Genomic DNA, 13669 nt, shown 5'->3' on the forward strand with positions numbered 1-13669 from the left:
GTGGCGGAGCCGGCTCGTGCGTCGTCACCGAACATCACTCTCCCTGAGCAACAGCCCGGTCTGTCAACAGACCAGACCTGGCACATTCAGTAACCGTGACGCTACGATCACAGCGGCGATCGTTGGACTCACCCGCAGTACGAATGAGCTGGTCAGGGCTTCCCTCACGTCGCTGTCCAAGACGGCAAACGTCGACTGCCGGTCAACGTAGGGATGTCGATGACGCAGTTCGAACGGTCCGCACCGACGCGGGGCGACGTGACCGGCTACCTGCTGAAGCTCATTCGGGAATCCATACCTCTGACCCAGGAACAGCTCGGCGTGGAACTCGGCGTCGATCGCGCGACCGTCCAGAGCTGGGAGTCAGGACGGCGACCGTTCCTCGCCGTCCCGCTCGGTCAAGCCGTCCGGATCCGTCAGAGGCTCGGCAGCCTCGGGGCGAACCCGATACTGCTCGATGCCGTCGCGGACGCCGCCGAGGCCGATGCCATCCTCGCCGCCCTGCTCGGTCCGAAAGTCGAGGGGGCAGACATCACCGGGCAGCCGCTCGGATGCGCGGTACTCACCCACCGACTGTCCGACCTGATCCTCTGGGCAGTCCTCGGCCAGACACCCACCTTCATCAGAAGCCTCCCCGCGCCCCACCGTCGACGCGGGCCCGTAGCCACCGGCCCTACCCTCTGCGCCGAGGAACAACACGCCTTCTTCACCAACCTGCACGTCCTCGCCGAACGCGCCGCAGACCAGCGCCACCCGAACGTGCTGCTCCACCGGCAGGCATGCTTCCTCGCCGGCATGGACCCCACCGGTGCCTCCGCCGCATGGCTCGCCCAGGGCAACGCCCGCAAGACACATCGGGTGACCACCTTCCGTACCTGGTCACCGCTGTGGCCGGACGCCCGCTCCGTCGTCACCTCGCTGGCCAACCAGGGAGACCCCGAACCACTGCGGGACTTCATCTCCCGCGCGCACCCCGACGACGCCTGCCAGCGCGCCGCCCTCAACTACTCGGCGTACTGGGTCGGCGAGATCCCCTACCGCCAACCCGACGACTCCTTCATGCCCACGACCATCACCGACTGGCGCGGCACCCGACTCCTGCGCCACCTGGTCGAACGCCTCGACGCCGACCACCCCTTCGTAGACCTCAACATCCACAACCTGTGGGCACTGCTCACCGCCCGACGCGGACTCGTCCACGACCACCCCACCACCGGACAAACCCTCGCCGACCGCGCCGTCGCCATCCTCGACGGCGACCGGATCTCCGCGCAGTCCCGGCAGGAACTAACGTCTATCGTCTACAGCCTGCGGACAGAGGGAATCACCGGCACAGGGACGGGCAGATGAGCGACGACCAGCATGCTGCCGCGATGAGGTTCATCTTCGAGGCCGGCGTCCTCAAACGCGCGGCCCGAACCGGCTGGTGGTTCGCCGGCGTCAAGCACCCCGAATCCATCGCCGAGCACTCCCACCGCACCGCCCTGATCGGGATGATCCTCGCCGCCATGGAAGGAGCCGACCCCGCCCGGGTCACGATGCTCTGCGTCCTGCACGACACCCAGGAAACCCGCATCACCGACATCCCCCACATCGCCAAGCGCTACCTCACCGCCGCACCCAACACCACCGTCACCGCAGACCAGGTCGCCGACTGCCCACCCGCCGTCACCGACACCATCACCACGGCCGTCGCCGAATACGAAGCCGGCGAAACCCTCGAAGCCATCGTCGCCCGCGACGCCGACAAACTTGAATGCCTCGTGCAAGCCGTCGAATACCGCCACCAGGGCATCGACAACCTCCAACGCTGGATCGACAGCTCCCGCGCCGCAATCAAAACCGCATCCGCGCACCGCCTCGCCGACGCCGCCCTGACCGGACAACCCCTCGCCTGGCTCACGCCGCCGCCGCACCCGAAGTAACCGACCCCTCGCCCGTTGTTGGTCCCAGAGATCTACGATTTCGACTCCCGGCGCTGTAGCAGGCGCCCCGTCGTGGGCTCACATCATTGGTGGTTGCCGGTGTTCAACATTGGCGGGCAAAGACCGTCGTACACCGAGGACCACAGCCGCTACCCCGGCTGCGGTGCAGTTTAGTGACGATCTGCTGCGATGGGCGAAGCTTCCGCCTGCGCTGGCCGGCGACGACCTCGCTTCCGTACCTGTACCTGGCGGCGTCGTTTACTGGCAAGCTGCTGCTCGACACGAACTGCCGAGCCGGCTGCGGGATCTTGCCGCGAACCTGCTGTCCCACTCACGCGCCGAACAGAAGTCGGTGACTGACGCCGACCTCGACGCTCTCGGCCTCACCGATGCGCCCCTGCTGATCGAATACTCGGGCCGGCCCAGCTGCCCACAGAGGCCGCCACCGACCGGTACGCCAGGCGCATCTCACCCACTCGGGCACTGCCGCAGCGTGATGGAGTCATTCCGAGGAGTTACGTAGGCGGACGTGCGGCGGGAGCGGCACCTACGCCAAGATCAACCAAAACGGAGGCCAAGGTCGCGGCAGCGACCGCACGCATGGTGATCGTTGGCGTATCGTCTCGAGGTGCCTTCGACTCTTCGCCTCGAGCGAACCCGCTCCACGACTGAACTCGAGCGCCTCGAGGACCGTCCGGCGTTCGGTGAGGTCTTCACCCGCCGCTGGGTCGTAGACACGCTGCTAGACATGGTCGGCTACACGGCTGACGCAGATCTGCCTGCACTGACTATCGTTGACCCCTCGGCTGGCTCCGGCGCCTTCCTGACCGCCGCGGTTCAGCGGCTCCTACTGGCGCGACGTCGCACCGGAACAGCCTTCGCGAGTCTGGATGGCTGTCTACGGGCCTTCGACGTGCAATCTGAGCACGTCGCCCGGTGCCGCCACCTGGTTGAACAGATTCTGCTCGACGATGGCTGTCCGGTGGCAGAGGCCGCTGAGCTGTCCAGGATCTGGGTAATCCGGGCCGACTACCTGCTTGATGAGGGTGTTTCCAGGCCAGCCGATGTGATCATCGGCAACCCGCCATACATTCGCATCGAAGACCTGCCCACCGAGATCAACGAGGCGTACCGCCGCCGTTGGAGCACGATGACTGGACGAGCAGACGTCTACGTTGGTTTCATTCAACGCGGGCTGTCCACGCTCAAGCCGGGTGGACGGCTCGGGTTCATCTGCGCGGACCGGTGGATGCGCAACCAGTACGGAGCTGCGCTGCGCCGCTTCGTTACCGACGGCTTCTCTGTTGACGCGGTGTGGACCATGCACGACGTGGACGCCTTTGAAAGTCGGGTCTCGGCCTACCCGGCGATAACCCTGCTACGTCGCGGCGAGCAGGGCAGCGCGGTGGTCGCCGACACCGATGCCTCCTTCGGTGCCGCCTCTGCGGCGGAGTTGGTCAGATGGTCCCAGAGGTCAGAGACCAACTCTTTCCAGGGCAGCGGTTTTGCCGCTCACCGGCTGCCACACTGGTTTCCCGGCGATGAAATGTGGCCTGCGGGTTCGCCGGCGCGGCTGGCGATGATTGAGCACCTGAAGGACAACTTTTCGCCGTTGCACGATCCAGACGGCGGCACCCGGGTTGGTATCGGCGTCGCCACCGGCGCTGATCAGGTCTTCGTCACCACCGACGGAGAGGCGGTCGAGCCCGACAGGTTGCTTCCCCTGTCGATGGTCCGTGACATCGCCACCGGCGCCTTTGCCTGGTCTGGGCGCTATCTGGTCAACCCGTGGGAGGCCGATGGGTCGCTGGTCGACCTAAACGCCTATCCGAGATTGCGGGCTTACCTGGCGAGGCACAGCACTACGCTGCGCGGCCGGTTCATAGCCAAGCAGCGGCCGGCAACGTGGTACCGGACGATCGACAAGGTCAATCACGAGCTGACCGCCCGGCCGAAGCTCCTGCTGCAGGACATGAAGACGACGATCCACCCCGTTCTGGAGCGGGGTGGCTCCTATCCACATCACAACCTGTACTTCGTCGTCTCCGATGTGTGGGACATGGAGGTGCTCGGCGGGCTGCTGCTATCCGGAGTCGCGCAGGCGTTCATCGAGGCGTACTGCGTGCGGATGCGCGGCGGCACGCTGCGGTTTCAGGCTCAATACCTCAAACAGATCCGCGTGCCGCAGCCAGGTGCCATCGACACTACGGTCGGCGAACGGCTGCGCTTGGCGTTCCGTCACCGCGACCGGCAGGCCGCGACCCGCGCCGCCGTCGCCGCCTACGGCCTCGACACGTTCGACCTCGACTGACACAACGCCTTGGGAGGGGCAGCAGATGGACCGTGCGGCGATCCAGCATGCGGTGGAAGACTTCTGGCTCAAACGCGGTGCGCAGGACGAAGCGCTGGAAGACGGCGGTAAGGCCGGCGGCGGCGCGCGCGCCAACGGCCACATGGGAACCTTGACCGACATCGTCGCGCAGGAGTTCCGTGACGCGGGTCTGTCCGGTGCTGAAATCCTTGCCGGTAAGCCGTACCTGCCCGGCTACTACCGCGCCCGGAAGCAATGGGACCTCGTGGTGAGATACCGAGGCATCCTTGTCGCCGCGATCGAGTTAAAGTCTCAGATCAAAAGCGTCCAGCGCAACATCAATAACCGCTTTGAGGAGGCACTGGGCACCGCCACGGACACTCACGCGGCCCAGGCTAAGAATCAGGCGTTCGGCGAGGTTCCGCCGTGGCTCGGCTACGTTTTCATCCTGGCCGAGACCGCGGAGACCGAGAGCGTGCCGCGTGAGCCGACCATGCTGTTCCCCGGCGACCCTGCGTTCCGCGACACCACGTACAATCAGCGCTACCAGGAAATGCTGCGCCGCTTTATCGGCGACAACATCTACCAAGCCGGATGGTTTATAACCACCAAGATGACTCCGGAGTCGGTCAGCTACGCCGAACCCCTCGCGACCGCCACCGCCTTGGCTTTCCAGACTGCCATCCGCGGAAGGCTGGACTTCATCAAGGCCGTCGTTCAGGGCATGAGCTCCGGGGAAACAACCTCATTGTGAGGCTGCGCAACTTCGCGGCGGATGCCGGCCCCATCGGCGAGCTGGCTGCGATCGTGGGTCGCGGTGACCTGCCCTCCGGCGGGGAGCTCTGGCTTTGCAATGGGAGTGGCCTGCGGGCGGCCGTGCAACCTCAGCTTGTCAGTCGGAGGACATCCCGAGCTCTGCCCCTCGGTGCGAACTAACGGATCAACTCGAAGGAGGCCATCACCGAGGTCAGGGTCGACTCGTCCGGATCGGCGCGGTCGGCCAGGTAGGTGCCGAGCATGGTGTAGACACTGCGCAGCCCGGACGGCGAACGGTCCGGCGCCTCGGTCACCACGGCGATCTGGCGCACCTCGCGCCCCTCGACCACGGTGCCGCTGGAGCGGACCGCGACCGGCAGGCCCCCCGGGGCGGCCGGCTGGTCGATGCCGGGGTCGACCAGCCGGTGCGGGCCGTCGTCGCTCAGCGCCAGCTCGGCCACCTCGCCGAGGGTGATCTCCTCGGGCAGTCGCCGCCCGAAGACCACCAGGTTGGCCCGGAAGTCGTCGGCCGGCGGGCCGAGGAAGGCGATCAGCCCCTCGTCCGGTTCCACCGCGCTCCACTGCTCCGGCGCGTCCAGCCGGAACGGCCACAGCCCGGGGGAGATCGCGTTCGGCCACTCCACGGCGGTCATCAGTCTTCCTTCTCTCAGAACGGGTTGAGCTTGCCGGCCACGTCGGCGACCGCCTTGGCGCCGTCTCCGATGTGATCGGCGATCTTCGGTACGTCTACCTCGCCACCGACCGTGATCTTGCCGCCGAGGCCGAGCGCCAGACCGACGCTGGCCTGCACCTTCACCTTGCCGCCGTCGACCCCCGCATCAACGCCGGCCGAAGCGCCGACGCCGATCTGCCCCTCGGCGACCCCCCGGGGACGCACACCGAGCACGTCCACCTCGCCCCGGGCGCTGCCCCGGAGTCCGGCGAAGGCCTCCGCTTCCGCCCGGAGCCGGCCACCGCTGCGCCCCGCGTTGAGGTCCAGCCCGCCGCTGGCGTCCGCGCCGCCCCGGCCGCGCAGCTCGCCCTCCGCGCCGAACCCGCCGGCGCGCAGCTTGGCCTTGAGCCGGGCGTCGAAGGCGGTCACCTCGGCCCGCGCGTTGAGGGTGGTGCCGTACCGGTCCTTGCCGACGCGGCCCAGGCCGCCCTCGGCCATGGCGAGTCGGTGCAGCAGGCGCAGTTGTGCGTCCACGCTCCCGTTGCGCCCCTTCAACAGGGCCTTCTCGTAGTTCTTCCACGCGCCCTGCCAGGTGCGGGAGCCGTACAGCAGGGAGAAGAGGGGTTCCCGGGGGCTCAGGCCGTTGCGGGCCAACCGCCGCCGCTCCGCGTCGGTCAGGTTGCGGCCACCGGTGCCCCGGCGCTTGTTGGGCAGGCTGCGGCTCTTCAGGTCGTCGAGGAGCCGGGGGCCGAACACCGTGTGGTTCTTGACCGCGCCGGGAGCGCCCGGAGCGCCCGGGATGGCCGGCGCGAGCGCAGCGGCCGACTGGCACACCGCGACGAACGTCCGCACGGCGCGTCTACGGTCCCGCAGCGCGTCCTCGTGCCGTTCGGCGGCCCGGCGGTGGGCCCGCTCGGCCTCCTCCACCTCCCGCTGGGCCCGGAGCACACCGGACATGTCCGGGGCGGGAACCTCCAGCCCGGCGGCGCGGTCGGCCGAGGCACGCTTGGCCGCCGCGCCGAACCCGATCTGCTCGGCGCCCAGTTGCCGACGGGCCTCGTCCAACCGGGTCTCGGCGCGGTCCAGCACCTTCCGGGCCCGCTGCTCGTCCTCGATCGGTCCGGCGACCGTGCCGAGCGCCTGGGCCACCCGCTCGTGCGCGGCCCGTGCGGCGGCGAGCGCGGCGTCCAACGCGCCGAGGGCACCGTGGAACCGGGCACCGGCCGGGCCGACCAGCACCTGGGCGGCACCGGCGGTGCCCGTGCCGGCGAAGCTGGCGCTGGCCCGCCGTACGGTACGCACCGAGTGGTCGAGGGCACCGGCACGGGCCCCGTTGTCCCGGGCCGCCCGGCGCAGGGCGTCCGGGTCGGCGGTATCGGTCGTCATGGTCACTCCCCGGCCAGGGCGAACGCCACGGCGGTCATGTTCGCCTGGCGGGCGATGACGCTCGCCGCATCCTGCAACCGTCCGAACTGGGCGCTCCACCGGCGGACGAAGTCGGCCAGCGCGGCGTCCGCCGCCGGATCCCCCACCGACGCCGGGACGGGGCAGGTCCGGGGCAGTCCAGCCGCCGCCGTGCTGACCGCGGTGCTCACCGCGCGCAGCCCGGCGGGGTCGGCCCCAATCGATCCCAAGCTCATGGACGACACGCTAGGTCCGCGCCGGGCGACGGCCAATGGGAAGTGTTCCCCAGCGTCACCGCCCGGCGCCGGCCACCGGAATCCTCGGCGGAACCCGCAGTGCGGCGGCGATCCGCTGCCGCCGGGACGACGCCGCAGCGAGCTGTCGCCGTACCGTGTCGGCCAGGGCCCAGGCCCGGTCGGCCTCGACGATCGTCACCCGCGCCGGGCCGTAGGCCGCCGCGTCGACCAACGCCACCAGGGCCCGCGCCGGTCCGTCGGCCGCCGGGACCCGGCCGGTCAGCGTCGCCAGCGCCTCGCCGGTCGTACTGGCCCGGGAGACGGTGACTCCCGTCTCGGCACAGCGTTCCAGCGTGTCCCGCCAGGCGGCGAGCAGCCGGCGACCGGGATCGTCGAGACGACGCCGTCTGGCCCGCACCGCCCGCTTGGCCGTCGGCGGCGCACCCACCAGCACGAACAGTCCCAGTACGGAGAGCAGCGCCACGGCCGGCCAGGGTGGGCCCGACGCCGGCCGCCCGGAGTCCGGGGCGGCACCCGGCGGGGCGGCCGAGCCGGGGGAGCCGACGGGTTTCGGTGCGTTCGGCGTACGGGCCGGCTCGGGCGCGCTGCTCGGTGGCGGATCGGGCTGCTCCGGACGGCGGTCCCCGGACTGGCCGGGTGTCGGATGGAACGGCACCCAACCGGCATTGGTGAAGCGCACCTCCGCCCAGGCGTCCACGTCCCGGCCGGTGACCACGCGACTGTCGCCGGGGCCCGTCCGGGTGCGGAACCCCACCACCACCCGGGCGTCGTAGCCGAGCGCCCGGGCCAGCACGGCGAACGCCGACGCGTACTGCTCGGCGGTGCCGTTGCGGGTCTCCAGCAACCGGTCGATCTGGTAGAGCCCGTGCCCGGCCGGAGGTCGGGGCGAGGTGTCCAGCCGGTAGTCGCCGTTGCGGGCGAAGTGGTCGGCGAGCCGGCGCAGGGCGGGGTAGCCCGCGCTGGCCCCGGTGATCGAGGTGGCCTGGGCGAGCAGTCCGGCCGGCACCGACCCGGCCGGCACCGACCCCGGCGGGAGCACGGCCGGCGGGTCGGCCGGCAGGTCCGCCACGGTGAAGCGGGGTACGGCGCTCCGTACGGTGTACCCCTCCGGGGCCGGCCGGTTCTCCGGGAAGATCACGTCCCCGGTGGTCCGGTCCACCCCGAGTCCGCCGAGCGACACCTCTACCGGCCGCCCGGCACTGACCAGCCATTCGAGCGGGCCACGCTGGTCGATCCGGATCTGCTGGGTGACCAGCTCCGCCGGACCGGTCGGGGCGGGCAGCTGACGTCCGGCCCGCCAGTAGGTGGCCGCGCTGGTCCAGTAGGTGCCGTCGAAACGGTCCAGGGTGGCGTACCGCAACCGGTCGGGCGTCCCGTCGCCGGTGACGGTCAGCCGCAGGCCGAGTTTTCCGGTGCGCAGCGCCGGGAACTGGGCCAGCGGGCTGCTGCCGGTGCGCGGGCGCACGGGTTGCGCGACCAGGTCCCGGGGATCCGCCGGGGTCCGCTCGCCGGCCACGGTGACCAGGGCCGGCCCGAGCAGGCTGGCCGCCGCCCCGGCGGCCAGCACCAGGACGAGCCCGGGCAGGCCGACCAACCGGCCCGGAGCCCTCACACCGGGGTCGGCGTCCGGGTCACGGTGTCCGGCGGCGGCGGTGGCGAGCATCGCCAGGGCGATCACGGCCACCGCCGGTGCCAGCCAGCCCGGAACCCCGGTCGGCGTGGTCAGGAGCAGGCCGGCGGTCATCGCCAGCAGCGGCGCCGGCAACGCCCAGGGCGCGGCGGCACGACGCAGCGACGGTTCCACCGCGCCGATGCCGGCCAGCCCGGCGAAGACCGCCACCAGGGCCAGTTCCGGCCCGCCCGGGTCGACCGGGGGCACGGAGGTGAGCAGCCGGTACGGCCCGTCGGTGACCCGGGCCGGGCTGACCAGCCCGACGTAGGCGACGAGCACCGTCAGTTCGACGGTGAGCCGGGTGACCGGCGGAACCCGGGTCGTCGTGGCGAGCAGCATCCCGGCCAGCGCCGGCAGCAGGGCGGCGCCAGCGGTCGCCAGCAGGTATCCGGGGTCGGCCAGGGCCTCGTCGGCGGTGCGGCCGAAGAGCCCCGCGAACGCGACCACCGGCGCCAGTCCGAGCAGGCCGGCCAGCGCCGCCCTGACCAGGAGCCATCGGCTCACCGTCGGCCTCCCGCGAGGCCGCTGTAGGCGGTCGCCGCGGTCCGGGCCCGGTCGGCGCGGATCACCACCAGGCCGCTCTGGACGCTGACCGACGTGCCGGCCGGTCCAGGTGGAGCCGCGCTGTCCAGCGCAGCGGCGGCGGGCTGCGCCGACCCGTCCGCGACGAGTTGCACCAGCACGATCCCGCCGAACCGGCGTGTCTGCCCGGTCAGCGCGGGCGCCAACCCCGGATCCGCGCCGCTGACCACCACCAGCCCGCCGCCGGCCGGGGCGCGGGCGACCATCGCCAACAGCTCGGCCGGATCACCGTCGTCGGTACGGCTGGCCGCGGCCAGCCGGTCCAGCGGACCACGGGCACCGAGCCGGGCCAGGTCCGCGACGTCCTCGCCGAGCACCGCGAGGTCGACCGCCTGACCGGAGCGGCTGGTGGAGACCACCACCGAGGCGGTCAACTCCACCGCCTCCTCGAACAGTTCCCGGTCGAGCACGGTGGCCCGGGTGTCCAGCAGCACCGCGGCACTCGGTTCGGTGGTGTCCACCCGGTCCTGGACGATGAGTTCACCCGCCCGGGCGGTGGAGCGCCAGTGGATCTGCCGGGGATCGTCACCCGGCCGGTACTCGCGCAGCGCGGCGAAGGCCATCGAGCCCCGGAGCACCCGGTCGGTGAGCCGCCCCTCGAAGTCGAGGACCGGGCCGATCGGCAGCGGACGGACCGGATGCGCCCGGGGCCGTACCCAGACCTGGTCCGGCGCGGCCAGGGTCTGCGTACGCAGAGCCAGCCGCAGCGGGTCACGGCGGTGCAGCCGTACCGGCCCGAGTCGCAGCACGCCCCGGTCGGCGGTCGGCACCGGGTAGCGCAGGCGGGTCGTCCCGCCGGGCGACAGCGGGGGCACCACGATCCGCAGCCCGCCGCCGTGGTCGTCCCGGGCGGGCCGCCGCCGCCCGGAGGCGGCCCGCCCGGCGGGGGCCGCGTCGACGTCGACGGGGGTGGCCGGGCCCGACGCGGGACGGCCGCCCAGCGCGGCCAGCCCGTCGACCGCCTCGAACCGTCCGGTACGCAGGCGTCCGGCGTTGACCACCTCCAGCCAGCCGGTGACCTGCTCACCGACGGTCACCCGGTGCGGGGCGACGGTACGGGTCACCCGGACCCGGGCCGGCATGCGAACCAGGATCGCGGCGACGAGCACCACCGCGACCCCGGTGGCACCGAGCCCGCCCAGCGTGGGATAGCCGCCGAGCGCGCCGGCGGCGAGCAGCACGATCGAGCCCAGGGCCACCGCCAGACCGGTGCCGGTCAGCCCGGTGCCTTCCCGGAGGCGGCGCATCAGACCCGGGCCGCCAGGGGGACGGGCACCGTGCCCAGCACGTCGCGCAGCACGTCGTCGGCGGAACCGCCCTCGATTTCGGTGGCGGAGGCGAGCAGCAGCCGGTGCCCGAGGGCCGGCTGGGCGACCGCCTTCACGTCGTCGGGTACGACGTAGCCCCGGCCCTGCCCGGCCGCCCAGGACTGGGCGGCCCGGACCAGGGCCAGACTGCCCCGGGGGCTGGCGCCGAGACGCAGGCGCGGGTCCCGGCGGGTCGCCTCGGCGATGCGGGCGACGTACTCGGCCACCGCGTCCGCCACGTGCACCCGGCTGACGTACTCGATCATCCAGCGCACCTGCTCGACGCTGGCCACCGGGGAGAGTTCCGGGACCCCGCCGTCCCGGGACCGGCCGACCAGGATGTCCCGTTCGGCCGCCACGTCCGGATAGCCGACGGAGATGCGCAGCAGGAAGCGGTCGAGCTGCGCCTCCGGCAACCGGTAGGTGCCGGCCAGGTCGACCGGGTTCTGGGTGGCGACGACCAGGAAGGGTGCCGGCACCGGATAGCTGCGACCGTCCACGGTGACCTGCCGCTCCGCCATCACCTCCAGCAACGCCGACTGGGTCTTCGGCGACGCCCGGTTGATCTCATCGGCGAGCACCAGGTGGGCGAAGGCCGGGCCGGGCCGGAACTCGAAGGTGCCGGTGCGCTGGTCGTACACGGTGGTGCCGGTGATGTCCGAGGGCAGCAGGTCCGGGGTGAACTGGATGCGGTGCCAACTGGCGTCCACCGAGGCGGCGATGGCCTTGGCCAGGGTGGTCTTGCCCACGCCCGGCACGTCCTCGACCAGCAGGTGACCGCCGGCGAAGAAGCAGGTCAGGGCGAGACGTACCGCCTCCGGCTTCCCGGACAGTGCCCGGGTGACGTTGGCCCGGACCGCCTCGTACCGGGCCGCGAAGTAGGCGGCGGGGTCGTGGCCGGCCTCGGAGTTGCTGGTGTTCACGCGATCCTCGCTCTGGGAGTCGGTGGGAGAGCCGGGTACGGCGGGTGACGCGGGTCGCCCGGGTGGGGACGGGTCCGCCGGTACGACCGGTGGGTCAGCTCGGATCCTTGGCCGACTGCCGGCCGTCGGCGGTCAGGCAGACCGGTTCGGCGGGGGCCGGTGGCGGCCGGTCGGTGACCACCAGTGCCCAGACCCGGTAGCAGTGCCGGGTCCGGCGGTCGACGCCGGGGATGAGGTACGGCGGCACCTTCTCGGCCGCACCGACCTGACCGATCTTCGTGTCGTCCCGCCAGATCACGTACGAGTCGAAACCCGGCAGCTTGGACTGGTCACCGAAGTCCAGTCGCACCGTGCCGGACCGTGGGCTGCTCGCGGTGACCGGCAGCGGATAGAGCTGGGCGGTGGGACCGGTGGGGGCGGTGGGCGTGGCGGCCGTGGTGTCCGGTGGGGTGGTGTCGTCCGGTCGCCCCCACCACACCCCCACGCCCGCGCTGACCAGGGTCAGTACGGCCAGCCCGGCGGCCGGGGCCAGCCAGCGGCGGCGCTTTGCCGGCTCGGGTTTCGCCGCCTCGGGGACCGGCACGGTCGCGCCGGTGGTCGGCAGCACCTCCACCGCGCCGTCCGGCCGGGCCGCCCCGGTGCGGGCCGCTCCGGTCGACGCCGCTCCAGTACGGGCCGTTCCGGTCGGGGCCGCTCCGGTGCGGGCCGTTCCGGTCGACGCCGGTCCGTCGGGCGCGACGCCGGTCGACGCCGCCCCGGTCGGGGCCGCCGGTGCGTCCGCGCCGGTCCGGCCGGCCGGGGTGGCCCCGGCGGTGGAGTCGAGGCGCAGGTCCTCCGGATCCGGTGTCCTGACCCCACCGACCGGGGTCGGCTCGAAGCGCCACGCCGGTTGGTCCGCCTCGGCGGCCCGCGGCACGGGCGGCAGCGGCGGTGGGGCGTCGACCGGCAGCGTGCCGGCCGGTCCACCCAGGGCGGACAGCCGTTCGGCGAGCCGGACCGGGTCCGGCCGCTCATCCGGGCGCTTGGCCAGGCACTGCCGTACCAGCTGCCAGAGCGGTTCGGCCAGCCCGTCCGGGCGGACCGGCTCGTCCTCGATGTGCGCCCGCAGCAGCCCGAGCGGATGCTCGGCGTCGAACGGCCGACGGCCGGCCAGCAGTTCGTAGCCGAGCACCCCGAGGGCGTAGACGTCGACCGCCGCCGTGGCGGTGCGCCCCAGGGCCAGCTCCGGGGCGAGGTAGGCGGGCGTGCCGACGGTGTAGCCGTGCTGGGTGAGCGTCTGCCCGTCGGCGACCTGCGCCACGCCGAAGTCGGTGAGCCGGGACCAGGGTTCACCACCACGCCAGGTGACCAGGACGTTCTCCGGTTTGACGTCCCGGTGCACGATCCCGGCCGCGTGCACCTCGGCCAACGCGCCCGCGACCTGGGCGAGCACGGTCACCGCCCGGTCCTGGTCGAAGGCGCCCCGACTGGCGGCGACCCGCAGGTTCTCCCCGGTGACCAGGTCCATCACGATCGCCAGGGTGTCCCCCTCGACCACGAGGTCGTGGACCGGCACCAGGTGCGGGTGGCGCAGCGCCCGGAGCGCGTTGCGTTCGCGCAGGAAGCGGGCCACCGCCGCCGGGTCCGCCGCGTACTCCTCCCGCAGGGTCTTGATCGCCACCGGCGCCTCGTCGGCCAGGCGTCGGCCACGCCACACCCGACCGTGAGCGCCCTCCCCGATCGGGCGCTCCATCACGTAGCGGCTGCCGAGCGCGACAGGCTGCTCGGCCGGCGTGGCCGGCGCGGCGGGAGGCATGGTCGGCGGCAGCGTGGGTTGCCCCGCCGGGTCTACGTCCGGGGTGGTCATGATCTCCACGGTT

At 72.2% G+C, this 13669-nt stretch carries 11 protein-coding genes; 4 read left to right on the top strand and 7 right to left on the bottom strand.

The features are described from left to right. Positions 1-219 precede the first annotated feature (219 nt). From GA0070618_RS06885 to GA0070618_RS06905, 4 genes are all read left to right on the top strand, one after another. On the top strand, positions 220-1350 hold the full coding sequence (locus GA0070618_RS06885; RefSeq protein WP_088985338.1) for a helix-turn-helix domain-containing protein: 1131 nt from the start codon (positions 220-222) through the stop codon (positions 1348-1350). Then, positions 1347-1925, top strand: coding sequence for an HD domain-containing protein (locus tag GA0070618_RS06890; RefSeq protein ID WP_088980894.1), 579 nt, complete (start codon positions 1347-1349; stop codon positions 1923-1925). The genes GA0070618_RS06885 and GA0070618_RS06890 overlap by 4 nt, the downstream gene beginning before the upstream one ends. A 628-nt stretch (positions 1926-2553) precedes the next feature. Further along, positions 2554-4236, top strand: a complete 1683-nt coding sequence (locus GA0070618_RS06900; protein WP_231931638.1) for an HsdM family class I SAM-dependent methyltransferase — start codon at positions 2554-2556, stop codon at positions 4234-4236. A 25-nt stretch (positions 4237-4261) separates the two neighbouring features. Beyond that, positions 4262-4990, top strand: coding sequence for a PaeR7I family type II restriction endonuclease (locus GA0070618_RS06905; RefSeq protein ID WP_088980895.1), 729 nt, complete (start codon positions 4262-4264; stop codon positions 4988-4990). Positions 4991-5168: 178 nt separating this feature from the next. Here the strand turns inward: GA0070618_RS06905 and GA0070618_RS06910 are convergent, their stop codons facing one another. From GA0070618_RS06910 to GA0070618_RS06940, 7 genes are all read right to left on the bottom strand, one after another. After that, positions 5169-5645 carry a hypothetical protein gene (locus GA0070618_RS06910; RefSeq protein ID WP_088980896.1) on the bottom strand — a complete coding sequence of 159 codons (477 nt, stop codon included), beginning with the start codon at positions 5643-5645 and terminating at the stop codon, positions 5169-5171. A 14-nt stretch (positions 5646-5659) separates the two neighbouring features. Next, the gene (locus GA0070618_RS06915; protein ID WP_088980897.1) at positions 5660-7051 is read right to left on the bottom strand and encodes a hypothetical protein; all 1392 of its coding nucleotides are present in this window, start codon (positions 7049-7051) and stop codon (positions 5660-5662) included. 2 nt (positions 7052-7053) lie between these two features. Next, the gene (locus GA0070618_RS06920; protein ID WP_143740422.1) at positions 7054-7305 is read right to left on the bottom strand and encodes a hypothetical protein; all 252 of its coding nucleotides are present in this window, start codon (positions 7303-7305) and stop codon (positions 7054-7056) included. A 55-nt stretch (positions 7306-7360) separates the two neighbouring features. Then, the gene (locus GA0070618_RS06925; RefSeq protein WP_088980899.1) at positions 7361-9502 is read right to left on the bottom strand and encodes a transglutaminase TgpA family protein; all 2142 of its coding nucleotides are present in this window, start codon (positions 9500-9502) and stop codon (positions 7361-7363) included. Further along, complete coding sequence (locus GA0070618_RS06930; RefSeq protein ID WP_088980900.1) at positions 9499-10827, bottom strand: DUF58 domain-containing protein; 1329 nt, start codon at positions 10825-10827, stop codon at positions 9499-9501. Before GA0070618_RS06930 ends, GA0070618_RS06925 begins: the two co-directional genes overlap by 4 nt. Beyond that, the gene (locus tag GA0070618_RS06935) at positions 10827-11810 is read right to left on the bottom strand and encodes an AAA family ATPase (RefSeq protein ID WP_088980901.1); all 984 of its coding nucleotides are present in this window, start codon (positions 11808-11810) and stop codon (positions 10827-10829) included. Before GA0070618_RS06935 ends, GA0070618_RS06930 begins: the two co-directional genes overlap by 1 nt. 94 nt (positions 11811-11904) lie before the next feature. Further along, a complete protein-coding gene (locus GA0070618_RS06940; protein WP_170107909.1) occupies positions 11905-13656 on the bottom strand; it encodes a serine/threonine-protein kinase in 1752 nt (583 codons plus the stop codon). Between the last annotated feature and the right edge of the window lie 13 nt (positions 13657-13669).

Origin of the sequence: Micromonospora echinospora, from assembly GCF_900091495.1 — a bacterium.
GTDB lineage: Bacteria > Actinomycetota > Actinomycetes > Mycobacteriales > Micromonosporaceae > Micromonospora > Micromonospora echinospora.